General features: G+C 69.0%; 22 protein-coding genes, 1 tRNA gene and 1 other RNA gene. 15 read left to right on the top strand and 9 right to left on the bottom strand.

Going from position 1 to position 23,662, the window contains the following annotated elements; translation table 11 throughout:
- Positions 1-37 precede the first annotated feature (37 nt).
- The 7 genes from FPT20_RS05910 (at position 38) to FPT20_RS05880 (ending at position 6,723) form a co-directional block, all read left to right on the top strand.
- The gene (locus tag FPT20_RS05910; protein ID WP_158863495.1) at positions 38-1,048 is read left to right on the top strand and encodes a hypothetical protein; all 1,011 of its coding nucleotides are present in this window, start codon (positions 38-40) and stop codon (positions 1,046-1,048) included.
- Positions 1,045-2,127, top strand: a complete 1,083-nt coding sequence (locus FPT20_RS05905) for a glycoside hydrolase family 130 protein (RefSeq protein WP_158863493.1) — start codon at positions 1,045-1,047, stop codon at positions 2,125-2,127. Before FPT20_RS05910 ends, FPT20_RS05905 begins: the two co-directional genes overlap by 4 nt.
- Before the next feature lie 82 nt (positions 2,128-2,209).
- Positions 2,210-3,055, top strand: coding sequence for an NAD(P)-dependent oxidoreductase (locus tag FPT20_RS05900; protein WP_158863491.1), 846 nt, complete (start codon positions 2,210-2,212; stop codon positions 3,053-3,055).
- A 112-nt stretch (positions 3,056-3,167) separates the two neighbouring features.
- The gene (locus FPT20_RS05895) at positions 3,168-4,271 is read left to right on the top strand and encodes an AI-2E family transporter (RefSeq protein WP_158863489.1); all 1,104 of its coding nucleotides are present in this window, start codon (positions 3,168-3,170) and stop codon (positions 4,269-4,271) included.
- A 78-nt stretch (positions 4,272-4,349) separates the two neighbouring features.
- Positions 4,350-4,425, top strand: a tRNA-Lys gene (locus FPT20_RS05890).
- Positions 4,426-5,291: 866 nt separating this feature from the next.
- Positions 5,292-5,597: a nucleotidyltransferase family protein gene (locus FPT20_RS05885; RefSeq protein WP_158863487.1), complete on the top strand. Its 306-nt coding sequence runs from the start codon at positions 5,292-5,294 to the stop codon at positions 5,595-5,597.
- Positions 5,598-6,096: 499 nt separating this feature from the next.
- Positions 6,097-6,723 carry a hypothetical protein gene (locus FPT20_RS05880; protein ID WP_158863485.1) on the top strand — a complete coding sequence of 209 codons (627 nt, stop codon included), beginning with the start codon at positions 6,097-6,099 and terminating at the stop codon, positions 6,721-6,723.
- Positions 6,724-6,817: 94 nt separating this feature from the next.
- On the opposite strand, the gene FPT20_RS05875 is transcribed toward FPT20_RS05880, so the two are convergent.
- Positions 6,818-7,756, bottom strand: coding sequence for a DUF389 domain-containing protein (locus FPT20_RS05875; protein ID WP_158863483.1), 939 nt, complete (start codon positions 7,754-7,756; stop codon positions 6,818-6,820).
- Positions 7,757-8,191: 435 nt separating this feature from the next.
- Here FPT20_RS05875 and FPT20_RS05870 point away from each other — a divergent pair, with 435 nt between their 5' ends.
- The 7 genes from FPT20_RS05870 to FPT20_RS05840 all read left to right on the top strand — a co-directional run bounded on the left by FPT20_RS05870 (position 8,192) and on the right by FPT20_RS05840 (position 15,535).
- Positions 8,192-9,043 (top strand): lipase family alpha/beta hydrolase, encoded by an 852-nt coding sequence (locus FPT20_RS05870; protein WP_158863481.1) that lies wholly within the window; start codon positions 8,192-8,194, stop codon positions 9,041-9,043.
- Positions 9,044-9,192: 149 nt separating this feature from the next.
- The gene (locus FPT20_RS05865) at positions 9,193-9,978 is read left to right on the top strand and encodes an inositol monophosphatase family protein (RefSeq protein WP_158863479.1); all 786 of its coding nucleotides are present in this window, start codon (positions 9,193-9,195) and stop codon (positions 9,976-9,978) included.
- A gap of 129 nt (positions 9,979-10,107) precedes the next feature.
- Positions 10,108-10,983 (top strand): ABC transporter ATP-binding protein, encoded by an 876-nt coding sequence (locus FPT20_RS05860; RefSeq protein WP_158867866.1) that lies wholly within the window; start codon positions 10,108-10,110, stop codon positions 10,981-10,983.
- 1 nt (position 10,984) lies between these two features.
- Positions 10,985-12,223, top strand: coding sequence for an ABC transporter permease (locus FPT20_RS05855; protein ID WP_158863477.1), 1,239 nt, complete (start codon positions 10,985-10,987; stop codon positions 12,221-12,223).
- Positions 12,220-13,200, top strand: coding sequence for an NAD(P)H-quinone oxidoreductase (locus FPT20_RS05850; protein WP_158863475.1), 981 nt, complete (start codon positions 12,220-12,222; stop codon positions 13,198-13,200). The genes FPT20_RS05855 and FPT20_RS05850 overlap by 4 nt, the downstream gene beginning before the upstream one ends.
- Before the next feature lie 31 nt (positions 13,201-13,231).
- Entirely contained in the window at positions 13,232-14,254 is a 1,023-nt protein-coding gene (locus tag FPT20_RS05845; RefSeq protein ID WP_158863473.1) for an adenosine deaminase, read from the top strand.
- A 72-nt stretch (positions 14,255-14,326) separates the two neighbouring features.
- Complete coding sequence (locus tag FPT20_RS05840; RefSeq protein WP_158863471.1) at positions 14,327-15,535, top strand: toxic anion resistance protein; 1,209 nt, start codon at positions 14,327-14,329, stop codon at positions 15,533-15,535.
- A 12-nt stretch (positions 15,536-15,547) separates the two neighbouring features.
- Here FPT20_RS05840 and FPT20_RS05835 read toward each other — a convergent pair whose 3' ends face one another.
- From FPT20_RS05835 to prfB, 8 genes are all read right to left on the bottom strand, one after another.
- The gene (locus FPT20_RS05835; RefSeq protein ID WP_158863469.1) at positions 15,548-16,381 is read right to left on the bottom strand and encodes a hypothetical protein; all 834 of its coding nucleotides are present in this window, start codon (positions 16,379-16,381) and stop codon (positions 15,548-15,550) included.
- 58 nt (positions 16,382-16,439) lie between these two features.
- Positions 16,440-16,832, bottom strand: a transfer-messenger RNA (tmRNA) gene (ssrA, locus tag FPT20_RS05830).
- 134 nt (positions 16,833-16,966) lie between these two features.
- Positions 16,967-17,560: a DUF5666 domain-containing protein gene (locus FPT20_RS05825; protein ID WP_158863467.1), complete on the bottom strand. Its 594-nt coding sequence runs from the start codon at positions 17,558-17,560 to the stop codon at positions 16,967-16,969.
- An 83-nt stretch (positions 17,561-17,643) separates the two neighbouring features.
- On the bottom strand, positions 17,644-18,384 hold the full coding sequence (locus FPT20_RS05820) for a tyrosine-protein phosphatase (RefSeq protein ID WP_158863465.1): 741 nt from the start codon (positions 18,382-18,384) through the stop codon (positions 17,644-17,646).
- A gap of 1 nt (position 18,385) precedes the next feature.
- Positions 18,386-18,862, bottom strand: a complete 477-nt coding sequence (gene smpB / locus FPT20_RS05815; protein ID WP_158863463.1) for an SsrA-binding protein SmpB — start codon at positions 18,860-18,862, stop codon at positions 18,386-18,388.
- 101 nt (positions 18,863-18,963) lie between these two features.
- Positions 18,964-19,869, bottom strand: a complete 906-nt coding sequence (gene ftsX, locus FPT20_RS05810; RefSeq protein WP_158863461.1) for a permease-like cell division protein FtsX — start codon at positions 19,867-19,869, stop codon at positions 18,964-18,966.
- Positions 19,866-21,023: a cell division ATP-binding protein FtsE gene (gene ftsE / locus FPT20_RS05805; protein WP_158863459.1), complete on the bottom strand. Its 1,158-nt coding sequence runs from the start codon at positions 21,021-21,023 to the stop codon at positions 19,866-19,868. Before ftsE ends, ftsX begins: the two co-directional genes overlap by 4 nt.
- 113 nt (positions 21,024-21,136) lie before the next feature.
- Positions 21,137-22,255, bottom strand: coding sequence for a peptide chain release factor 2 (gene prfB / locus FPT20_RS05800; RefSeq protein ID WP_158863457.1), 1,119 nt, complete (start codon positions 22,253-22,255; stop codon positions 21,137-21,139).
- Between the two features lie 69 nt (positions 22,256-22,324).
- Here prfB and FPT20_RS05795 point away from each other — a divergent pair, with 69 nt between their 5' ends.
- The gene (locus tag FPT20_RS05795) at positions 22,325-23,590 is read left to right on the top strand and encodes an MFS transporter (protein ID WP_158863455.1); all 1,266 of its coding nucleotides are present in this window, start codon (positions 22,325-22,327) and stop codon (positions 23,588-23,590) included.
- The last annotated feature ends 72 nt before the right edge of the window (positions 23,591-23,662 follow it).

The raw sequence follows: 23,662 nt of genomic DNA, 5'->3' as shown, positions 1-23,662 counted from the left end.
TCCCCGGCACCCGTCCACCCATCACCAGAGGAGCCTCGTGCACCCCGTCTCCCCCGACGCCCTGCTCGCCAGCTACCGTGAGGCACTGGCCCACACCAACGCCCTGACAGACAGGATCTCGACCGACCAGTTCTCGGCGAGGTATCCCGAGCGCCCCGACTGGGCGATCGGGCCGTTCGTCCGCGACGAGTCGCTGACCTTCCGGCTCGACGGCCAGTGGCCCGATCCGACCGGCGTGGGCTGGACCAGCGACTCCGTCTACAACCCCACGGTGATCGTCCGCGACGACGAGCTGCACCTCTTCTACCGCGCCTCGCCGCGGAAGGAGTCGACGGCGAGCAGGATCGGGCACGCGATCCGCCGCGCCGGAGCGTGGGAGGACTCCCCCGCCAATCCGGTCGTCTTCCCCACCGTCGAGAACGAAGCGCTCGGCTGCGAGGACCCCAAGGTCTACGCGATCGACGACCGGTACGTCCTCTTCTACAACGGCATCTGGAGGCGCGACGACGGCTCCGTCGCCGTCGACATCCTCTGCGCCGTGAGCGATGATCTGGAGAACTGGGAGAAGCGCGGACTCGTCGTCCCCTACGAGGTCTCCGAGTACTGGGCGAAGGGCGCGGTCATCCCGCGCGACGAGCACGGCCGGGCGGTCCGCATCGACGGCGAGTACCTCATGTTCCTGTCGGAGGGCTGCGGCGGCCGGTCGACCGTCGGACGCTCGCCGGACGGCCTCGCCTGGTCGTTCTCGGAACAGCCGTACCTCGACCTCACCGCGCTCGGCGGGAGCCTGTTCGAGGTCGCCTGCGCCGCTGTCCGCGGCGATGACCTCGTGCTCGACTTCTTCTACGCCGACGCGCACGGCGACTTCGCCGCCGCCCAGGCCCTCTACCGGGTCGACGACCCGTTCACCCAGCTGGCGGTCAACCGGGGCGGCTCGCTCGCCTGGGGCGGTCTGCAGGCGATCGACGGCCGCTGGTCGTTCGCTCAGGGATGGGATGCCCCTCCCGGCTCGCGAGAGCTCTACTTCTACAAGGAGGTCGCCGCATGACGACACAGGACCGCACGCTCACCTTCCCCTACGCTCTGACCCGCTCCGGTGTGGTCATGACGCCGGAGCCCGGCGCCGCCCTCGAGGCCGAGGGGGTGCTCAACCCGGCGTCCGGCCGCGGCCCCGACGGCGAGCTGTACCTCCTCCCTCGGCTCGTCGCCGAGGGAAACGTCTCGCGGGTCGGCATCGCGCGCGTGCTGCTCGACGGGGACACGCCCGTCGGCGTGGAGCGCCAGGGGGTGGTGCTCGAGCCCGACCGCCCGTTCGAGCGCGGGAGGAGCAACGCCGGCGTCGAGGACCCGCGTGTGACCTTCCTCCCGGCCCTGGGCCTGCACGTGATGACGTACGTCGCGTACGGTCCGCTCGGCCCGCGCACCGCCGTCGCCGTCTCCGACGACCTGCGCGACTGGCGCCGGCTCGGGCCGGTCCAGTACGACTACGACGACGAGCTCGGCATCGACCTCTCGCTGTTCCACAACAAGGACACCGTGTTCTTCCCCGAGCCTGTGACGGCCCCCGATGGGACACCCTCCCTCGCTGTGCTGCACCGGCCCGTGTGGGATCTCGGCGGCATCCGGCCAGGCGAGGGCGCGCATCCGCCCACGGGAATGGACGAGCGCCCGAGCATCTGGATCGCCTTCATCCCGCTGGACGCGGTGACGGCGGACCTCGGCGAGCTCGCCCGCTGGCGGCAGAACCGGTTCCTGGCCGGGCCGGAGTTCCCGTTCGAGGAGCTCAAGATCGGTGCCGGTCCCGCTCCCATCCGCGTGCCCGAGGGCTGGCTGCTGCTGCATCACGGCGTCACCGGACGACTCGAGACGGGGGTCGACCAGCAGCAGAACGTCAACTACGCCGCCGGAGCCATGATCCTCGACGCCGACGAGCCCTGGCGCGTGCTGCAGCGGTCCCCGGAGCCCCTCCTCGCCGCCGAGACCGACGATGAGCGGAGCGGGATCGTCCCGAACGTGGTCTTCCCGACCGCGATCGAGACGGTCGGCGAGAACCGGTGGGTCTTCTACGGCATGGCGGACTCGAAGATCGGCGTGGCGCGGCTCGACCGGGTGGCGCCGGCGGAGTGATGGCGCGCATCCCGCGGGGTCGCTTCGGTTGCGCGCCTCCCGCCCCTTCCACCGGAGCCTCGGCGGGCGCATTGTGGGTCGCATGAACATCGCTTTCCTCGGACTCGGCCGGATGGGCCGCGAGCTCGTCACCCACTTGATCGACGGCGGTCAGCGCGTCACCGTGTGGAATCGATCACCGGAACCGGCTGCGGCGGTCGGGCGGCGGGGTGCGCGGGTCGCCCGATCGGCGGCCGAAGCGGTGGAGGGCGCGGACGTCGTCATCAGCGTCCTCTTCGGCCCGGACGCCGTCCGGGAGGTGATCGTCGAGCCCGCTCTGCCGGTCCCGCGCGGCGCTCTCTGGATCGACGTCACGACGGTCTCCCCGAGCGACACGGAGGAGTTCGCCCGCTGGGCCTCCGACGCCGGCGTGCGCTACGTGCACTCCCCGGTGGTCGGATCGCTCGCGCCCGCGCGCGCCGGCAGCCTCGCCGTGCTGGTCGGCGGAGACCATGACGACGTCCGGGAGGCGCGCGGTCTCGTCAGCCTGTGGGCCGACCCCGACAAGCTGCGGACGTTCGACGCCCCCGGCAAGGCTGCCGCTGCGAAGCTCGTGGCCAACCTCGCCCTGGCGGTCTCGATGGAGGCGCTCAGCGAGACCATCCGGCTCGGAACCGCCGCGGGGCTCAGCGGCGAGGAGGTCCTCACCACCCTCGGCATCACGACGATCGCACCCATCGCGGGGATGAAGGGGAAGCTCGTCCTCGACGGCGAGTTCGACGACACGCAGTTCTCGGCGGCGCTGCTCGCCAAGGACCTCCGGCTCATGCTGTCGACCGCCGATGCGCCCCTCCCCGCTGCCGCGCTCGTCGCCGCCGAGCTCCAGCGGGCCATCGAGGCCGGCGACGGCGAGAAGGACTTCTCGGTCATCGCGCGCGATCGCGGCTGACCCGCCCGCCGGGTCCGTCCCTCCGGCACCTTCGCTGTTGTTGGACCGCACCGCGTGCCAATACGCTCGCCCTGACGCCGTCTGACCGACGGCACGCGATCAGGAGGCACGCATGCGTTTCGTCCAGCCGCCCACTCGCGTTCGGAGCGCGGCACCCGTGTCGGGCCGGGAGGCGCTGTACCGGCGCAGTCCGTTCCTGTTCGGCTTCATGCTCACCCTCGGCGCTCTCGGGGCCCTCGTCGCCGGGTTCATGCTGTACGGGCTGCGCTCGATCCTGTTCTCGGTGTTCTTCGCCGCTTTCGCGACCGTTGGCCTCGACCCGCTGGTGCGCTGGTTCCAGCGGCGCGGCATGTCGCGGGCCTGGGCGGTGGTGACCGTCATCCTCCTGATCATCGCGCTGCTCGTCGCGATCATCTGGGTGATCGTCCCCCTGCTGGTCCAGCAGATCGGCTTCCTCGCCACCGCGGTCCCGCAGGAGATCTCGCGGCTGCGCGACGAGGGCTGGTTCGACCCGGCCAACAGCGCGAGCAACGGCGTGCTCGGGCAGCTGCTCTCCTGGATCTCCGAGCAGGCCAGGAACCCGCAGACCTGGGCCTCCATCGGCAACGGGCTGCTCGGGTTCGGGCTGAGCCTGCTCAATGCGTTCACGACCGGCTTCTTCATCGCGATTCTGACGATCTACTTCATCGCCTCCTACGACGCGACGAAGCAGTCGCTGTACCGGCTGGTGAGCCGATCGCACCGCGACCGCTTCGAGGGATACACGGAACGGATCCTCCAGAACTTCGGCAAGTACCTCAGCGGCATGGTCATCCTGGCGTTCTGCAACGCCGTCTACAGCCTCATCCTGCTGCTCGCGACCGGCGTTCCCGGCGCGTTCCTGATCGCGTTGGCCGCCTTCTTCATCACGCTCATCCCGCTCATCGGAACCGTTCTGACAACGGCCGTCATGTCGGTCCTGGCGTTCATCCACTCGCCCGTGAGCGGCGTGATCGTACTCGTCCTCATGCTCGTCTACATGCAGGTGGAGGCGTACATCCTCACACCCCGCGTCATGGGGAAGGCCGTCCAGGTGCCCGGTTCCGTCGTCCTCATCTCCGCTCTCGCGGGCTCGACGCTCTTCGGCCTGCCCGGCGCCCTCGTCGCCATTCCCATCTCGGCCGGCATCATCCTCATCGTCAAAGAGATCGTCATGCCCCGCAAAGAACGCGCCTGAACCCGAGCCATCCTCGATTGGCGGGTGAGGCAAAACGGATGCTAATGTTGAGCCTCGGTTCGGGAAATCGAACCGGATGCGCCTCTAGCTCAATCGGCAGAGCAATTGACTCTTAATCAATGGGTTCAGGGTTCAAGTCCCTGGGGGCGCACCAACGAAGAGCCCCCGACTCCCGCGGAAACGCAGGAGTCGGGGGCTCTCTTCATGCGACCGGGCTTGGCGGGCCGCTCCGGCGCATCCAGCGCATCCGGCGCGTGCTACCGGCGGGTTTCGGTCGATTCCGGTGGTTTCGGTGGTCGAATCGGGACGTCGGCGCGTTACGGGCCGCGTTTGCGCATCCGCGGGACGTCTGCGGTCGCGCGCGCAGGGTGCAGATGCCCCCGCCAACAGCAGACATGCCGCTAAAGGTCCGGAGGCGCTCGGGACCAGTAGAGTGCGAGCGTGTCGATTACGGTGCGACGGAAGCGGGGGCCCTCAGAGCGATCGTGGTGCTCAGCCTCGTCGTGCTGGTCGTCGTGATCATCGTGCAGATCGCCGCTGTTTCTGCAGGAGATGGGTAGGTGACTGTGAGCTCGCCGAGCTGGGGAGATTACGCTGAGGATCCGTTTCGGGCTCGTCTCGTTCGGTCGTCGGCCATCGGCAATGTGGTCTGGGGGGCGTACCTCGTTGTCGTCGTCGCGCTCGTTGCGGCTTCGTTCGCAGCCCTGGGCGCCTCGTGGCTCAACTGGGCCGCGATCGGGTTGGCGCTGATCGCCTCCTACACGGCGCCGCTTGCGTTCGTGAGCAGGTCGCGCATTCGGCGCGACATCGAAGCACATCTCTCTGCCGCAGGTATCCAGTTTTCCGGCCATCCGCCGACGTCCTCTGCCGCGGCGTTCACGAGATGGGTGACGCGAAATGCTCTAGATGCTGAGTCGGTTCGAGCCGCGCTACGGGGAGCGTAGATCACCCGCTCATTCTTGGGGCGCGAATCTGCCACTTCATGCGGTGGAATCCCGTCGGGATGGGATAATCCCTGCCATGATCACCGCGGTGCTACTCGACGTGCACGCGATCGCTCGCGCGTGCGAAGCGCACGGAGTTAAGCGGCTTCGCGTCTTCGGCTCAGTGCTCGACGACACGTTCGACCGAGAGACGAGCGATGTCGATTTCCTCGTCGACTTCTTGCCGGGCCGTGGTGGGCTGCTCCAGGACTACTTCAACCTGAGGGAAGAGCTGAAGCGGACTGTCGGTCGCGGGATCGATCTGGTCGACGCCGGCGCGGTGCGCAATCCTTGCTTCGCGAGCTGTGCGTTCACAAGGGCCGAGATCGTCTATGCGGTCTGAGGCAAGTCCCGTCAGTCCAACGACACGAACATCGTGGATTGTTCGAGTTAGCCAGACCAATCGGTACAACTGGATCCTTCTACTTGTTACGGGCTCGGCTGCGGGGGTGGCCGGTTCCCTTGGCTTGATCGCAGGCGATGTGCCCGGAGGCCTGGTCGTCCTGCTTTACGGAGTAATTACAGCCGGACCGAGCGCCTGGTGGGTGCGAAGCGCCACCCGGATCCCCGAGGCGGAATTGCGGCCAGAACCCGATCAGGAATCGCCGAAAAAATTAGAATCGTAAGCCACGCACTTCCTCACAGACGCGTTACGTGGCTCTAAAGCGACCTACGTCATCTCAAGTCAGTCAAAGGGCGCGTAATTCCGCCAGTCTTCGAGCGGCTTGACCCCGTCCGACGGTTCGCACGATGCTGTCGGGTCGAAAGGCCCGGGCGCCGCACTGGGCGAGCGCTACGTTCCGAAGATGAACGGAACGCCGGAAGCGCCGCCCCGTCGGCCCATGTCATCGCCTCGAGCCGCATCCCTCGCCGGCGTGCTCTTCGCGCTGCTATACGCGACAGCGCTCATCCTGTTGAGATCGGCGATCCCCGAGTCTTCCGAGTCGGCGCCCGACTGGTCCGGTGAAGCGGCAACCCGCGTGGCTGTGGCGGTCTGGATCATGCCGTTCGCCGGTATCGCGTTCCTTTGGCTTCTCGGCGTACTGCGCGATACCTTCGGCGAGGCCGAGGACAAGCTGTTCGCGTCTGCGTTCCTCGGCAGCGGAATCCTCTTCCTGGCCATGGTGTTCGTCGCCACCGCCATCGCGGGCGGCCTCCTGTCGACCGCGAACAGCGGGCACGAGCCGGACTCATCCGTCGCGCTCATCAGCCGCGAGGTGATCCTGCAGATCAGCAATGTCTACGCATTGCGCATGGCGGCGGTATTCATGCTCTCGCTCGGCACCCTGTGGCTGCGCACGGGGGCGCTGCCGAGGTGGGTGACGCTGATCACGTACGCGGTCGCCCTCGTGCTCTTGTTCGTGACGAGCTACAGCGAGTGGGTTGCGCTGCTCTTCCCGGCTTGGGCCCTCGCGATCAGCGTGCTCCTTCTGGTGCGGAGCTATCGCCGGCGCAAGGCGACAGGCTGACCCGCCTCCCGCCGGCGACCCGTCGACTGGACCGACCGCCCAGCGCTCGCTGCAATCTCGGAGGCGCAGGCCCGACGCTCGCACCGCAGGCACGTCATCCGCGCGCTGCCGAATCGTCCCCGCCTGCCCTCTTCGACCCGCGTCGCCGACGGACCTCGCGCTGCACCGCGAGCGTGATGGCGCCGGCGGCCAGCAGCATCGCCACGTTCGACAGCAGGACCATCACCGCTCCGATCGCCGGGTCATCCCGCCCCATCGCCAGCGCCGCGCCCACGTACGACGCCGCCGGGATCGTCGTCACCGAGATCGCGACCCCGACGGCGGCACCGCCGGGACGCTCGAGCGCCAGCATCCCCGCGACACCAGCCGTGGCCGCGACGACCAGGCTGCCCGGGCCGATCTGGGTCAGCGCCTCGCCGATGACGGTGTCGGCGAGCACGAGGTCGGCCGGGATCCGGCCCGTCACGAGGAGCAGCAGCGTCGCCAGCAACGCCCCGAGCGCCGCCGCGGCCAGCCCGACGCCGAGGACGCCCAGCGCCCCGAGCGCGAGCCGCCCTCGCCGCTCGACGATGCCGATGGCGATCGTAACGACCGGCAGGAGGTCGGGACTCAACGCCATCGCACCGACGATGAGCACCGCGGAACCGGAGACGACGCCGATCCCGGCAATGATGCCCGCCGCCACCATGTACACGAGGTAGGTGCCCGACAGCCGTGCGTTCTCGCCCGCGCGGCCCACGATCTCCGCCCACGCCTGGGCGCCGTCCCCCACCCGGCGGAGCTGCCGCCGCCAGCCGAGCGGCTGGATCCCGGGAACCCGCCACAGTGTGACATCCTCGGCATCGATGCCGAACGCCGCGAGCCGATCGACAGCGGCATCGGCACCATCGACGTCTATTTCGGCCGACAGCATCACCGCCCCACCGAGCGTCGTCGGACCCGACCACACGCGCCTCACTCCGCCGACGTCGACGAGTGCCGCCTGGACCTCATCGACGATATCCGGCGCGACGAACAGCTCAAGGCGTAGCACGTCAGACTCCGCCGGACGCGATCCCATCGGACACGGGCTTCATGGACAGCACTCTGCCAGCTTGTCCGGACGACGGCTACGACAAGCGGGCAAGTGACATCCGAACGCCGCTCTCCCCGCGAGGGTTCCGGTCCAGCCGCGCTCATCCCTCAGGACGGTTGAACGAAGTGAACGGTCAGTCATGGCCCCCTCAACCGGAAACGTGGCCGCTGAGGGGGCCATTCGTGCCGTCTCAGCAGGCAGACGCCCCGTGTGCTGTGGAAAACCGCCTCCCACCGCCACCCGCCACCCCTGAACACCCCCTCCACACAACCTCCGAACCCCCTCATAACCGCTTGATCCCTCCGCTCAGGCGGCTACCGTCTTTCGCCGACAGCCGCGTCCACGACGGATACCCCCGTCCGTCCCGAATGGGCGCAGACGAAAGAGGTACCGATGTCGTTACTGAAGAAGCTGCTCATCGCCGCCGCCACGGCGGCTCTCGGCTCGATCGCTATCGCCGTGCCGGCCCAGGCGGACACCGTTTCGGTGTCTCCCCCAGGCGCCAACGACTGGTCCTGCGTGCCGTCCGCCGCTCACCCGTATCCCGTGATCCTCGTGCCCGGAACGTTCGAGAGCATGGCAAAGAACTGGGCGACGATGTCGCCGGTCCTCAAGCAGGCGGGCTACTGCGTCTTCGCCCTCGACTACGGGCAGTACAACGGTGTCGACGCCTCCGGCCCGATCGCCGACTCGGCGCAGCAGCTGGCGCCCTTCGTCGACGCGGTGCTCGCCTCCACCAAGGCGTCGCAGGTCGACCTCGTCGGGCACAGCCAGGGTGGGATGATGCCCCGCTACTACCTGGGCTTCCTCGGAGGCGCGAAGAACGTGCACCAGCTGATCGGCATCGCCCCGTCGAACCACGGCACGCAGGGGGTGATCGTCCCCGGGCCGGACGGCCTGCCGGCGCTGACCAGCGCCTCCCCCACCGCGTGTCCGGCTTGCGCGGACCAGACCGCGGGATCCGCCTTCCTGCAGAAGCTGAACTCGATCGGCGACACTGTGAAGGGCCCGTTCTACACGGTCATCTCGACCACGCACGACGAGGTCGTCACGCCGTACCAGAGCCAGGCCCTGAGCGGTTCGGCCTCGCAGGTCACCAACATCGTGATCCAGGACAAGTGCCCCGCCGACCCGATCGAGCACGACCAGACCCCCAACGACGCCGTCGTTCAGCAGCTGGTGCTGGAGGCCCTGAGCGTCCCGAACGGGCCCGCCGACCCGGCCTACCAGCCGAACTGCGTGTGATCGCGTCTTTCTAAGGGAGGACGATCCGCGGCGACACCCCGGTTTCGGCGTCGAACGGAGGAGGTTCCGCACCTCAGGGGCGGAACCTCCTCCGTTCGCTGCAAGCCCCGATCGACAGGGGGCTCGACTCTCCCCGCTAGGCTCGACGCGTGACCGACACGCACGCCGCCGACCTCGACCTCGCGCTCCGTCTCGCGGACCTCGCCGACGGCATCTCGTCGGCGAGGTTCCGCGACCGCGACCTCCATGTCGAGACGAAGCCCGACCGCTCGCCGGTCACCGAGGCCGACCTCGCTGTCGAGCGGGCGATCCGCGAGACGATCGCCGCGGAGCGGCCCGACGACGGCATCCTCGGTGAGGAGTACGGCACCGAGGGAGACTCCCGGCGTCAGTGGATCGTGGACCCGATCGACGGGACGGCCAACTACCTCCGCGGCGTCCCCGTGTGGGGCACGCTCATCGCCCTCGCCATCGACGGCGTCCCGGTGGTCGGCGTCGTGAGCTCGCCCGCGCTCGGCCGGCGGTGGTGGGGCGCGCGCGACACCGGCGCGTGGACGACCGACTCCCCCGGCGCCGAGCCCCGGCGCATCCGCGTCTCGGGGGTGTCTGACCTGGAGCACGCCTCCCTCTCCTTCCAGAGCATCGCGCAGTGGGATCAGGCGGGGTATCTCGACCGACTGATCGCCCTGACTCGGCGCATCTGGCGCGACCGCGCGTACGGCGACATGTGGTCCTACATGCTGCTCGCGGAGGGACTGGTCGACGCGGTCGGCGAGTTCGGCGTGAAGACGTACGACCTCGCGGCCCTGATCCCGATCGTGGAGGAGGCGGGCGGCACGTTCACGTCCGTCGACGGGACGCCCGGCCCGGGCAACGGGTCGTCGCTGGCGTCCAACGGGCTGCTCCACCCCGCCCTGCTGGACGCTCTTTCCTGACCCGCGGGACGGCGCTCCCCTTCCGGTGGCCGGCCCTCTAGGCTGACTCCAGTGAGCGCACCGACACCCACGCAGACGGCCACGCCGCCGCCCACCGCCGAACCCCTCGTGCACATCGCCGGCTTCCGCATGGACTTCGGCCGGACCACGGTGATCCGAGACCTGTCCTTCGACATCCACCGGGGTGAGACGTTCGGGTTCCTCGGCTCCAACGGCTCCGGCAAGACCACGACGATCCGGGCACTGCTCGGCATCTATCAGCCCACGGCGGGCGTGCTCCACATCGACGGGCGCCCGTTCGCGCCCGAGAGCGGTGACCGGCTGGGCTATCTCCCCGAGGAGCGCGGACTCTACAAGAAGGAGTCCGTCATCGACGTGATGGTCTACTTCGGCCGCCTGAAGGGTCTCACCGCCGAACAGGCGCGCCGCTGGTCGCGCGAGTACCTCGAGCGCGTCGGGATCGGCGAGAAGGAGAAGGTCCGGCTGGACAAGCTCTCAGGCGGCCAGCAGCAGAAGGTGCAGCTCGGCGTCACCATCATGAACGAGCCCGAGCTGCTCATCCTCGATGAGCCGACCAAAGGCTTCGACCCGGTCAACCGGCGCCTCCTCATGGAGATCATCGATGACCAGAAGCGGGCGGGCGCGACCGTCATGATGGTCACCCACCAGATGGAGGAGGTCGAGCGGCTCTGCGACCGCGTGATCCTCCTGAAGGACGGCGTCTCGCGCGCCTACGGCACCGTGGAGGAGGTGCAGGACCAGTTCGGCGGCACGGTGGTCCAGGTCGATCACGAAGGGACGATCCCCCCTGCCCCCGCCTACCGCGTCGCCTCCGACCAGGGCGGCCACGCGGAGCTCGAGCTGACAGACGGTGCCGATGCTGCCGCGGTCCTGCAGGGACTCGTCGACGCGGGCGTCCGCGTCTCACGGTTCGCGCCGACCCGGAAGTCGCTCGATGACATCTTCGTCGAGGTCTACGGCGCCGAGAGCCGCGGGGAGGAGTGACATGGCACGGCACAACCTGTCCACGGTCATCTCGTTCGAGTTCATCCGGACGGTCACCAAGCGCCGCTTCTGGGCGATCACCCTGATCGTCCCGATCCTCGTGATCGGCCTCGGCACGCTGATCGTCGCCTCCAACGTGTCGACCGCGAACACGGCCGACCAGCAGAAGAACGCGCGATTCGACTTCCTGTACACCGACGCCTCCGGACTCGTCGACCCCGCGACTGCGACGCAGTACGGGGGCGCCCTGGCCGCGAGCGACGAAGACGGGATCGGCAAGGTGAAAGACGGGGTCACCCCGGCGTTCTTCTCCTTCCCCGCCGACCCGTCGAAGCAGGCGGTCCGCGTCTACGGCGAGGACGTCGGCCTGCTGCAGAACGGCAAGTACTCGGCTGTGGCCGAATCGCTCCTCTCGGCGAGCGTCGAGAAGAAGCTGGCCGATCCGGTGAGCGTGGCTGTCGTGCGGGGGGACGTGAACACGAGCACGACGACGTTCAAGAACGGGCAGGTGGCTCCCGGGTTCGAGGCGATCCTGCCCGCGCTCGTGTTCCTCGCCGCCTTCTTCATCGTCATCGTCTTCCTCGGCAACCAGATGCTGAACTCGACCCTGGAGGAGAAGGAGAACCGCGTCACGGAGATGATCCTCACGACCATCAATCCGACGAACCTCCTCATCGGGAAGGTGATCTCGCTGTTCGCCATCGGGATCATCCAGATCGCCGTGTTCGCCGTCCCGATGCTGATCGGGTTCCTGTTCTTCCGCGACCAGCTCAACCTCCCCAACCTGGACCTCTCCGGGCTCGTCTTCGACCCGCAGAAGATGATCGTCGGCACGTTGATCCTGATCGGCGGCTTCGCATTGTTCACGGGCACGCTGGTCGCCGTCGGCGCCGTCATGCCGACGGCCAAGGACGCAGCGCCCGTCTTCTCGGTCGTCGTGTTCTCGGTCGTGATCCCGCTCTACGCGTCCGGGTTCGCGATCACCTCGCCGCAGTCGCCGATCGTGCAGATCCTCGCGTTCTTCCCGTACACGGCGCCGATCACAGCCCTCATCCTCAACGCGTTCGGATCGCTGCCCCTGTGGCAGGCGATCGTCATCATCGTGGAGCTCTTCGCCCTGTCGATCGTCGTCCTGCGCATCGCGGTGCGGCTCTTCCGCTACGGCTCGATCGAGTACTCGAGCAAGGTGCGGATCCGGGATGTGCTCGGCCGGCCCGAGCGCGCAGGGAGCGTCCGGTGAGGGCCGTGCTCATCCCCCAGCCCGGCGATGCATCGGTGCTGACGATCGGCGATGTGCCCGACCCCGTCCCAGGGCCTCGCGAGGTCCGGATCCGAGTCGTCGCGGCCGGGCTCAACGGGGCCGACCTCAGTCAGCGCCGCGGCTTCTACCCGCCACCCGCCGGAGCTCCCGACTGGCCGGGACTCGAGGTCTCGGGTGTCATCGACTCGGTCGGGCCTGAGGTCACCGAGTGGGAGGCGGGCGACCGCGTCTGCGCCCTCCTCCCGGGCGGCGGATACGCCGAGCTGGTGAGCGTCGACGCCGGCCTGGTCCTCCCGGTGCCCGACTCGGTCGACCTGGTGGAGGCCGCGGGTCTGCCGGAGGTCGCCGCCACGGTCTGGTCCAACGTGTTCGATCTCGGGAGCCTCCGGCCCGGTGAGAGCCTCCTCGTCCACGGCGGCTCGAGCGGGATCGGGAGCATGGCCATCCAGCTCGCTCACGCGAACGGCTCTCCCGTGATCGCGACCGCCGGGAGCGCGCGCAAGACGGAGTTCTGCCGCGAACTCGGCGCCGACGCCGCAGTGGACTACACCGTCGACGACTTCGTCGCCGCCGCTCTCGCGTTCACCGACGGCCGCGGCGTGGACGTCGTCCTCGACATCGTCGGCGGCTCCTACATCGCCCGCGATCTGGAGGCGCTCGCCACCGGCGGCCGGATCATGTCGATCGCGGTGCGCGAGCGCACGCCGGCGTCGGTCGACCTGGGCGTCCTCATGAGCAAGCGGGCGCGCCTCCAGGGAACGACTCTGCGTGCCCGGCCGCTCGGTGAGCGCGCGGCGATCATCGCCGCGGTCCGCGAGCACGTCTGGCCGCTGCTGGAATCCGGACTGGTGAAGCCGGTCATCGATTCGGTCTTCCCGCTCGAAGACGCCTCCCAGGCGCACCGGCGGATGGAGTCGTCGGCACACCTCGGCAAGATCCTGCTGCAGGTCGGCTGATCACCCACCCGGTCGATGGGAGGATCGACGTATGACGGACACTCGCGCGACCCTCTCGGACGAAGCGCTCGCCTCCCTCCCGAAGGCCGAGCTGCACCTCCACATCGAGGGCACCCTGGAACCCGGTCTGGCCTTCGAGCTGGCCGCGCGCAACGGCGTGACGCTGCCCTTCGCCTCTGTCGAGGAACTCGCGGCGCAGTACGACTTCTCCGACCTGCAGTCGTTCCTCGACCTCTACTACGCGACCATGGGCGTTCTGCGCACCGCCGACGACTTCACCGAACTCACGCGGCGCTATCTCCGGCGAGCGCACGCGCAGGGCGTGCGGCACGCCGAGATCTTCTTCGACCCGCAGGCGCACACGGCACACGGTGTCCGCTTCGATGACGTCGTCGACGGGATCGGAACGGCCCTCGATGAGGCGCGGGCAGGACTCGGCATGTCCGGGGCCTTGATCCTGTGCTTCCTGCGGGACCAGCCGGTCGCCTCCGCCGAGGAGGCGCTCACCGCGGCGCTCGCCCGGACGGACCGCATCGTCGGCGTCGGGCTCGACTCCGCCGAGGTGGGGTACCCCCCGTCGCTGTTCGCCGAGGTCTACTCGCGCGCGCGCGAAGCCGGCCTCCACGTGGTGGCGCACGCCGGCGAGGAGGGACCTCCCGAGTACGTGTGGGAGGCGCTCGATCTGCTCCACGTAGAACGTATCGACCACGGCATCCGCTCGATCGAGGACGAGCGGCTGGTGCAGCGGCTCGCCGCCGACCGGATCCCGCTCACGGTGTGTCCGCTGTCCAATGTCCGTCTGCGGGCGACGCCGGACCTCGCCGGCCACCCGCTGCTGAGGCTCGATGACGCCGGCGTGCTCGTGACGGTCAACTCCGACGACCCCGCCTACTTCGGCGGGTACGCCGGGCAGAACTTCATCGCCGTTCGAGACGCCCTCGGCCTCACCGAGGAGCGGGCGCGCCGGCTGGCGCGCAACTCCGTCGAGGCGTCCTTCGCGTCGGAGGAGCGGAAGGCGGAGCTCTTCGCGGCCATCGACACGTGGCGGCCCTGATAGCCTCGCGCCATCGGCGCCTCCGCGTTCTAGGGTGTGATGAGGTGCCCGAGATCACCGGGAGGAACAGCGATGTCCGAGCTCGATCTGAATCAGCCCCTGACCCCGCCTGAAGACGCGCCGGCAGACCTCGACCTGACGCCCCCTCCGACTGTGCCCGAAGTAGAGCGCGAGCGCGCCGTCGGGATGGTCGCCGTCCCGGACGAGAAGCAGGCGGAACTGCGCGCGAAGGCCGACGAGTTCGTCGACGGGCTCGCCGCGGAGGAGCCCGGGAGCCCGGAGTTCACGCGCCGCGTCGACGAGATCGCACGCATGGGGGTGCGGGAGATCCGGTCGTCGTCCGAGGTCTCGAGCCGCATGCTGGAGCGACCCTCGTCCTCCCTGGCCGCCGCCCGCGGCCGTGGAACGCCCTCCGACCCGCAGACGCAGGTGGCGCAGACGCTCCAGCAACTGCGCACGACCATCACCGAACTCGATCCGGCTCGAGTCGATGCCACCGGCGCGAAGGGGTTCTTCGGGCGGCTGCCCGGCGGAAAGAGCCTGATGCGCTACTTCGAGCGCTACCAGCCGGCCCAGAAGCAACTCGACGCGATCATCTCGGCACTCGTCTCCGGCCAGGACGCCCTGCTGAAGGACAACGCGGCGATCGACCTCGAGCGGGCGAACCTCTGGACGACCATGGGCAAGCTCGGAGAGTACGCCACTCTCGCCCAAGCGCTCGACGAGGCGACCGAGAAACGGGCCGCCGCGTTGCGCGCCCAGGACCCGCGGATGGCCGACGCGCTCGTCGCCGACGCGCTCTTCCCGATCCGGCAGCGCCGTCAGGACCTGAGCACGCAGATCGCGGTGTCCGTCCAGGGCTATCTCGCGCTGGACGCCGTGCGGAAGAACAACCTCGAGCTCATCAAGGGCGTCGAGCGCGCCCGCACGACCACGGTGGCCGCTCTCCGGACGGCAATGATCGTGTCGCAGGCCCTCGTGAACCAGGAGCTGGTGCTCGACCAGGTCAGCGCGCTCAACGACGCGACGAACGCCATGATCGATCACACCGGTCAGCTCCTCCAGCAGCAGACTGCGCGAGTACAGGAGGACGCTGTCTCGACCGGTGTCAGCCTTCAGACGCTGCAGCACGCGTTCGACAACGTCTTCGCGACGATGGACGCCATCGACGGCTACCGGGCCAAGGCCGTCGAGAGCATGGGTGCCACGGTTCACGCGCTCGAACAGCAGATCGAGCGCTCGCGCAGCTACGTCGACCGCTCGCATTCGACGTCGAGCTGACCGGCACGGCCGTCAGGACAGGTCGAGCCGCGACCGCGAGAAGCGCTCCGCGAGGAAGCGCCCGTTGATCTGCAGCGCGGACGCGTCGTGCCGGAGGGCCGCCTCCCTCATCCCCGTCGCCGCGGCCTCCAGCTCGTGGAGCTGCGCGACGAGGGCGTCGGCGGGTGAGCTGCCGTCGGGAAGCACGTGCCCCGAGGCCCAGTCCGCCGGGAGGGCAAGATAGGCGCGGAGCGTGTCCGGCAGATAGACCGAAGCTGTTCGGCGGACGAGGCGTTCCGCGTCCTCGTCACCGTCCGATCGTTCGAGCGTGTCGATGAGCAGGTCGGCGATGCGGCTGACGGTCGCGGCTGCCTCGGGAGGGACGCGGTCGCCGAGGCGCGCCGCGAGGGTCAGCAGATCGCCGACGAGGGTGACGTCTCTCACCTGGATCTCCGAGCCGCTCGCCGCCAGCCCCAGGGTCTGCAGAGCGCGCGATGAAGCGGCGGCGTCGCCGGCCTCGGCCAGCGCGATCGCCGCGAGGAGGCGCGCGAAGGCGGTCAGCCAGGCCCCGAGCGCGACGCTCTCGCTCGTCACGGCGACGCCCTCGTAGACCAGGGAGATCTCGCAGCGCCACCGCGGACCGGGGTCGTAGCTGAGGGACAGGGCCTCCCTCCCGCCCGCAAGGCGGATGGCCGTGATCGCGCCCGGGCGCCCGGCGACACGGTCGGCGATCGTCCTGCGCCGCTCGATCTCGAGCACGCGGCCGACAACAGCCGGAGGGAGCGCCGTCGTAACGGTCCGCACCAGGTCGGCCAGCAGGGCCTGCGGGTCGGCCGCGGCGTCCGGCGAGTCCGGCCCAGTGCTCATCTCTGCTCCCGCTTCAGCTCGACCGGCGGGTCTCGAACAACGCGCGACGACGACCGAGTGGTGGAGATGGGGGGAATCGAACCCCCGTCCACTGCTGTGGTCATGCGCCTTCTACGGGTGTAGCCAGTGCAGTCGCTTTCTCGACCCCGGATCTTGTCGCTGGCACCTGATCCGGCGGGCCCAGTATCAGTGAGAGTCCCTCTGCGCCCTGATGCTCAACGCAGAAGCAAGCCTCCTAGCTGACGCCAGGATCCGGGTAGGAGACGATTCCCGGTCTGACGGTCTCTTTACAGCGAAGGGGACTTACGCCGCGAGGGCGAAGTCGGCCTTGGCCGAGACAGTGCTCTTGGAATTGGCACTTATTTTTTCGCATGCATCGTTAACGAGATAAGCATGCATCCTCGACCCGCTTCTCACACTCTCGCAGACAATGTCGAAACCGATCATCCCCATGCGCAGCCGTGAGGCTGGGTCGTCGTCGCGCGCTGTTGAGTTGTGGAGGTGCGGTGCTCGCTTCTCGGCGAGCTTCTCATCATACAACACGAGGGCGCCGGCCTTTATGCCGGATCGCGCCGAGTCCGCGCGTCAGGGAGTGGCCGACGGGCTCGGCTTCGGCGTCCGCAGCGGGAGGTCGGAGAGCTTCAAGATCCGTGTGGCCGTGAACGCCCCGCCGGACCGAACGCCCACGACGACGACCTCGTCACCCACGGCGAAGTCGGACTTCTTCTCGGTCGCTCCCGGGTGCCCGAAGACGGTGGACGACGTGACGGTGACCGAGAGAGTGGCGCCGTTGAACGTGTCGATCGTCCAGCTGGAACCGGACAGGGATGTGATGGCACCCTCCACGATGCGACCCGCCTTCGCCTGGCCTCCGCCCTGGCCGCCTCCGGGCTCGCCGGAGCCCGGTGCGCCCGGCATCCCCCGCTGATGCCCGGGGAGACCCTGACCCGGCGCTCCGGGGATCACGCGCGAGATCCCCCGCTCACCGAGATGCGTGACCGCGCTGACGACCGCGAACGTCCCAGCACCGGCCAGCCCCAGGAGCAGCACGAGCGAGAGAACGAGCGTCGAGATCGCGAACGCGAGGCCGTGCCGCTTGTAGAACGGCTCGGCGATGATCGTGGGGCCGGGCGCCACGCCGTGAGGCGGGAGCGGCTCCGTGGGCTGCTGGTCTTGCATGCTCACATGGAACCACGAGCGAGCCCCGCTCGGGCTGTATGCGGATTATGGGTCCGATGTGAGTTTCAGCGCGGCGGCGGCCGTCACGCCGGCTCGACCAGGACCGACCGGAGCTTCGCCAGCTCGAACTCGTCGAGCCCTGCCTCCAGCAGGTAGCCGCGCACACTGCCGAAACGCTCATCGACGGCGTCGAGCACCGCCTCCATCGCCTCGCGCGGGCTGCCGCCCAGGATGATCCGGAGATCGGGCGTCACCTCGACACCGTACCGGCGGACGAGGGCGAGCATGTTCTCGAGCCATTCGCCCGCGAGGTTGCCCTCGGTCGCCTCGTAGTCGTCGAGCACGACCTCGCGGTCGACACCGACCGCGGAGAGCGCCAGCGCTACGACGACGCCGGTCCTGTCCTTGCCGGCCGTGCAGTGCACCACTACGGGATCGTCCCCGGTGTCGGCGATCTCGCGCAGCGCGCCGACCACCACCTCGCGGTGCTGGAACAGGATCTTCTCGTACAGGTCGACGATCGTCGCGCCGAGCGTGGAGGCTGCGGCGCCCGAGCCTTCGAACACCGGGAGATGCAGCCGGGTCAGGCCGAGCCCCTCGACGTCGTCGGGCACCGATTCGACCTCGTAGTCGTCGCGCAGGTCGATGACGACCCGGACGCCGAGCCGGCGGAGGTGGTTCCGCCCCTCCTCCCCCAGGCGCCCCAGCGCGTCCGCGCGGAACAGCTTGCCCCTCCGCACGACGCCGCTCTCGGCCCGGTAGCCGCCCACATCGCGGAAGTTGAACGTCCCGGGGACCGGGATGCGCTGCGCCGGGGAGTCCACGTCACTCCCCCAGGTGACGCCGCGACGACATGGCCCGCTCGGCCTCGCGCTTGTCCTGCCGCTCGCGCAGCGCCTGGCGCTTGTCGTACTCGCGCTTGCCCTTGGCCACGGCGATCTCGACCTTGGCGCGGCCGTCGTTGAAGTAGATCTGCAGGGGGACGATCGTGTAGCCGCCCTGCTTGACCTTGTTCTCGATCTTGAGGATCTGAGCCTTGTGGAGGAGCAGCTTGCGCTTCCGACGAGGCGCGTGGTTGTTCCAGGTGCCGTCGGCGTACTCGGGGATGTGCACGGCATCGAGCCAGGCCTCCCCGCCGTCGATGAAGCCGTAGCCGTCGACCAGCGAGGCACGGCCCAGGCGGAGGGATTTGACCTCGGTGCCGGTCAGCACGAGGCCGGCCTCGAACGTGTCCTCGATGGTGTAATCGTGCCGGGCGCGGCGGTTGGTGGCCACGACCTTCTGACCGCGTTCTTTGGGCACGGCTCGCTCCTCGGCTCGACGAAAGGGGATGCTGCCCGGCGTCGCGCCGGGCAGCAGACCAGTCTAACGCAGCGGCCGGGCCACCGCCGGGAGGCGGCGGCTCAGACCTTGAGGTAGCGCTTGATCGCGAAGTTGGCGGAGGCGGCCGCCAGGACGACCCCGATGACGATCAGCAACGGGATCACCAGCCACGCCTGGTCGAGCCCGACGAAGTTGATGGACTGGATGCGCTGACCCAGGAAGTCGTGCACGAAGAACTGCACGCCGAGCGCGATCACCACCGACGAGAGGACCGACCCGACGAGCGCGGCGATCACGCCCTCGATGATGAACGGCGTCTGGATGAACCGGTTGGAGGCGCCCACGAGCCGCATGATGCCGATCTCCCGCCGCCGTGAGAAGGCGGACAGCCGGATGGTCGTCGCGATGAGGAGCACGGCGGCGATCAGCATGATCGCGGCGATCCCGATCGCGGTGATGCTTGCCGCATTGAGGATGCTGAAGATCTGATCGAGGTAGCTGCGCTGGTCGACGACGCTCTGGACCCCGGTGCTGCCGGAGAGGGTCTCGGTCAGCACGGCCGAGTTGTTCGGGTCCTTGAGGTTGACCCAGAACGTCTGCGGGATCATGTCGGGCGTCACGAAGTCCGCGATCTGGTTGCCCTTGAACTGCTGCTTGAAGCGCTGGTAGGCCTGCTGCTGGTCCTCGAAGTAGAACTTCTGGATGTACTGCGAGAGCTCGGGCGACTCCAGCTGCTTCTTGACCGCCTCGACGTTCTGGGCTGAGGCGGCGCCTCCCTGGCACGCGTCCGTCTCGGTGCACATGTACACCGCCACCTGGGCGCGGTCGTACCAGTAGTTCTTCATCTGGCCGATCTGCATCTGCAGCAGCACCGCCGTGCCGACGAACGTCAGCGAGATGAAGGTGACGAGGACGACCGAGACGACCATCGAGAGGTTGCGGCGGAGGCCGTTGCCGACCTCCGACCAGATGAGTCCGAATCTCATTTCGTCGGCCCCACATTCTGCTCGCCCTCGGCGCCGCCCTCGCGCAGCCCGCGGAGGTCGAGGTTGGCCGTGAAGTTGAGGTGCTCGGGGAGGTCCTCCGAGGCGGGCGGCGGAGCGATCGGCGCGGTCGCGAACTGCACCGGCGCCGGGTACCGCTCGGGGTCCGGCGCGGGCGCCGGAGGCGGCGGGGCCTCGTGCTGCGCATCCGCCAGCTGCGGAGCCTCGTGAGCGGCCGAGGAGACCGGCGCGGGCACGGCCGAGTGCCGCGCGGCGGCATGGATCGGCTGCGGGCCGGTGAGCTGAGGGGCCGCCACAGGAGCCTGCGGCGTGCCGACGGGCGTGTGCGGACGCGTCATCGGAGCGCCCGCGTCCTCGCGCGTCGCCTCCTGGGATCGCGCAGCGACGGCGACCAATTCCGGCTCGCGGGCGGCCTCGTCGCGGTCCAGCGGCTTGGCCACCGGGATCGCGGCCGTGAATCCGTAGCCGCCGTGGCGTTCGTCGCGGACGATCTGTCCGCCGACGAGCTCGACGACGCGCTTCTGCATCTGGTCGACGATGCCCGCCTCGTGCGTCGCCATGAGCACGGTGGTGCCACCCGCATTGATGCGCTCGAGCACGGCCATGATCCCCGCGCTCGTGGCCGGGTCGAGGTTGCCCGTCGGCTCGTCGGCGAGGAGGATCTGCGGCTTGTTCACAACGGCCCGGGCGATCGCCACGCGCTGCTGCTCACCGCCGGAGAGCTCGTGCGGGAGGCGCTGGGCCTTGCCGTCGAGACCGACCATCTTGAGGACGTCGGGCACCGCCTCCTGGATGAAGCCGCGCGACTTGCCGATCACCTGGAGCGTGAACGCGACGTTCTGGAAGACGCTCTTGTTCGGAAGCAGCCGGAAGTCCTGGAAGACGACGCCGATGTTGCGGCGGAAGTACGGGACCTTGCGGGAGGAGATGCTGCCGAGGTCCTGCCCCAGCACGTGGATGGTGCCCTTGGTGGGCTTCTCCTCTTTGAGGATGAGGCGCAGGCAGCTGGACTTGCCGGACCCGGAGGCGCCGACGAGGAAGACGAACTCTCCGCGCAGCACTTCCAGGTTGATGCCGTTCAGCGCCGGGCGAGAGGTGCCCGAATACTGCTTGGATACGTGTTCGAACCGGATCATGACCCCTTGAGACTAAGCAGTCCCGCGTCGATCCGCAGTAGCGACATGCCCGAGCGCGTCAACCCTGTACGGCGACCGAGCGCCGGGTCGACGGCTGATCCACGCCGGGCGGGTCAGTCCTGTGCTTCTGCTTTGTTCCCGGCGCGCCAGCGGATCCCCGCCGCGATGAACCCGTCGAGGTCGCCGTCGAACACCGCGCTCGGGTTGCCCGACTCGTACCCGGTGCGCAGGTCCTTGACGAGCTGCTGGCCGTACAGGAAGTAGGAGCGCATCTGGTCGCCCCAGCTCGCCGTGATGGTCCCGGCGAGCTCCTTCTTCTTCGCGGCCTCCTCCTCCTTCTGCAGGAGCAGGAGGCGCGTCTGGAGGACGCGCATCGCGGCGGCGCGGTTCTGGATCTGCGACTTCTCGTTCTGCATGGAGACGACGATGCCGGTCGGGAGGTGCGTGATGCGCACGGCGGAGTCGGTCGTGTTGACCGACTGGCCGCCCGGGCCCGACGACCGGAAGACGTCGATGCGGATGTCGCCCTCGGGGATCTCGACCTCGGTCGCCTCCTCCATGAGGGGGATGACCTCGACGGCGGCGAACGAGGTCTGGCGCTTGTCGGCCGACCCGAAGGGGCTGATGCGCGCCAGGCGGTGCGTGCCGGCCTCGACGGAGAGCGTTCCGAACGCGTACGGCGCGTCGACCTCGAAGGTCGCGGACTTGATCCCGGCGCCCTCCGCATAGGAGGTGTCCATCACCTTCACGGGGTACTTGTGCTGCTCCGCCCAGCGCAGGTACATGCGCATGAGCATCTCGGCGAAGTCGGTCGCGTCGTCGCCGCCGGCGCCGGAGCGGATCGTCACGATCGCGGATCTCTCGTCGTACTCGCCGCTGAGGAGCGTCTGCACCTCGAGGTCGCCGAGCGCCGTCTGGAGCGACTGCAGCTCGGCACGCGCCTCGGCGGCCGACTCCTCGTCCTCGGCCTCGTTGGCCAGCTCGACCAGCACCTCCAGGTCGTCGAGGCGCCGCTCGATCGCGGTGATCCGCCCGAGCTCGGACTGCCGGTGGCTGAGGGCGCTCGTGACCTTCTGGGCGTTCGCCGTGTCGTCCCAGAGGTCGGGGGCGCCGGCCTTCTCGCTGAGGTCCGCGATCTCGGCGCGGAGCTTCGGGACGTCGACGACCGCCGTGATGTCGGCGAAGGTGGAGCGCAGGTCGGCGATCTGCGAGGAGAGGTCGAGTTCGATCATGGCGCTCCCCAGCCTACCGGCCGGGAGCCCGCCGGCGGCTCCGACCGAAAGTTGTACGGTGTTAAGGAGATGTCGTCCCCAGAGCGCCCCTTCAGCTTCCGCTCGGTCGCCTTGGCGGCCTTCCTCCCGACCCTGCTCTTCTCGATCGGCGAGGGGGCGATCATCCCGATCATTCCGATCGCCGCCGGAAACCTCGGGGCGAGTCTCGCGATGGCGGGCTTCATCGCCTCCATGATCATGGTGGGCGAGCTGATCGGCGACATCCCGAGCGGCTGGATCGTGTCGCGGGTCGGTGAGCGCGCCTCCATGATCGGGGCCGCCGCGATCGCCATCGTGGGCGTCGTCATCTGCCTTGTTGCTCCGGGATACGGCGTGCTGAGCATCGGGGTGCTGCTGGTCGGCCTCGCGACCGCCGTCTTCGCGCTCGCCCGGCACGCCTTCATGACGACGTACGTCCCGGCACGCTACCGGGCGCGCGCACTGTCGACCCTCGGCGGGATCTTCCGAGCCGGATGGTTCGTCGGCCCGTTGATCGCGTCCGCCGTCATCGCCCTCACGGGAAGCACGCAGTCGGTGTTCTGGATCTTCATCGTCAGCTGCCTCGGCTCGGTGATCGTCCTCCTCGCCCTCCCCGACCCGGAGAAGATGTTCGGACCGAGCCCGCACGTGAGCGATGCCTCCGGGCAGCAGGTCACCGCCGGAGAGGAGGAGGCCGAGGAGCGCACCCACGGGCTCTTCCGCACCATCTGGTCGCACCGGGAGGTGCTCGTCCGGATGGGCAGCGGCGTCTCGCTCGTCGCGGCGGTCCGCTCCGCACGGACCGTGCTCCTCCCCCTGTGGGCGGTCTCCATCGGCCTGAGCGAGTCGAGCACAGCGCTCATCATCGGCATCGCGGGCGCCGTGGACTTCGCGCTCTTCTACGCGAGCGGCCAGATCATGGACCGCTTCGGGCGGATGTGGAGCGCCATCCCCTCGATGGTCGGCTTGGGGACCGGTTTCCTCCTCCTCGCCTTCTCCCACGACCTCGGGGCCCGGGTGCAGTGGTACATCGCGGTGTCGCTGCTCCTCGCCGTCGCGAACGGCATCGGATCGGGCATCATCATGACGCTGGGGGCGGATCTCGCCCCGGCCGATCGGCCCGCGCCCTTCCTCGGGGCGTGGCGCTTCTCCGGAGACGCCGGCCAGGCCGTGGCGCCGCTGGTCGTCTCCCTCCTCACCGCGCTCGCGTCGATCGCCTTCGCGAGCGGCGTCATGGGCCTCGTCGGGTTCGCCGGGGCGGCGGTGCTGGGCCGTTACATCCCCCGTTACGTGCCCCGACGCACCCGCGCGGCCTGACGCGCGGGAGACCGAGGGAATACGCTCGTCCGCGACGGCGGTTTGGTCTCATGCGTGTGCATGGAATGAGGG

It is taken from the genome of Leifsonia sp. AG29, from assembly GCF_009765225.1.
Lineage (GTDB): Bacteria > Actinomycetota > Actinomycetes > Actinomycetales > Microbacteriaceae > Leifsonia.
This window is presented reverse-complemented; position numbering and strand designations above follow the sequence as displayed.

Coding starts and splice junctions, on each gene's coding strand:
- FPT20_RS05905 (WP_158863493.1), top strand. CDS start 1,045: ATGACGACACAGGACCGCACGCTCACCTTCCCCTACGCTCTGACCCGC.
- FPT20_RS05900 (WP_158863491.1), top strand. CDS start 2,210: ATGAACATCGCTTTCCTCGGACTCGGCCGGATGGGCCGCGAGCTCGTC.
- FPT20_RS05895 (WP_158863489.1), top strand. CDS start 3,168: ATGCGTTTCGTCCAGCCGCCCACTCGCGTTCGGAGCGCGGCACCCGTG.
- FPT20_RS05885 (WP_158863487.1), top strand. CDS start 5,292: ATGATCACCGCGGTGCTACTCGACGTGCACGCGATCGCTCGCGCGTGC.
- FPT20_RS05880 (WP_158863485.1), top strand. CDS start 6,097: ATGTCATCGCCTCGAGCCGCATCCCTCGCCGGCGTGCTCTTCGCGCTG.
- FPT20_RS05870 (WP_158863481.1), top strand. CDS start 8,192: ATGTCGTTACTGAAGAAGCTGCTCATCGCCGCCGCCACGGCGGCTCTC.
- FPT20_RS05860 (WP_158867866.1), top strand. CDS start 10,108: ATGGACTTCGGCCGGACCACGGTGATCCGAGACCTGTCCTTCGACATC.
- FPT20_RS05855 (WP_158863477.1), top strand. CDS start 10,985: ATGGCACGGCACAACCTGTCCACGGTCATCTCGTTCGAGTTCATCCGG.
- FPT20_RS05845 (WP_158863473.1), top strand. CDS start 13,232: ATGACGGACACTCGCGCGACCCTCTCGGACGAAGCGCTCGCCTCCCTC.
- FPT20_RS05840 (WP_158863471.1), top strand. CDS start 14,327: ATGTCCGAGCTCGATCTGAATCAGCCCCTGACCCCGCCTGAAGACGCG.
- FPT20_RS05835 (WP_158863469.1), bottom strand. CDS start 16,381: ATGAGCACTGGGCCGGACTCGCCGGACGCCGCGGCCGACCCGCAGGCC.
- FPT20_RS05825 (WP_158863467.1), bottom strand. CDS start 17,560: ATGCAAGACCAGCAGCCCACGGAGCCGCTCCCGCCTCACGGCGTGGCG.
- ftsX (WP_158863461.1), bottom strand. CDS start 19,869: ATGAGATTCGGACTCATCTGGTCGGAGGTCGGCAACGGCCTCCGCCGC.
- ftsE (WP_158863459.1), bottom strand. CDS start 21,023: ATGATCCGGTTCGAACACGTATCCAAGCAGTATTCGGGCACCTCTCGC.
- prfB (WP_158863457.1), bottom strand. CDS start 22,255: ATGATCGAACTCGACCTCTCCTCGCAGATCGCCGACCTGCGCTCCACC.
- FPT20_RS05795 (WP_158863455.1), top strand. CDS start 22,325: ATGTCGTCCCCAGAGCGCCCCTTCAGCTTCCGCTCGGTCGCCTTGGCG.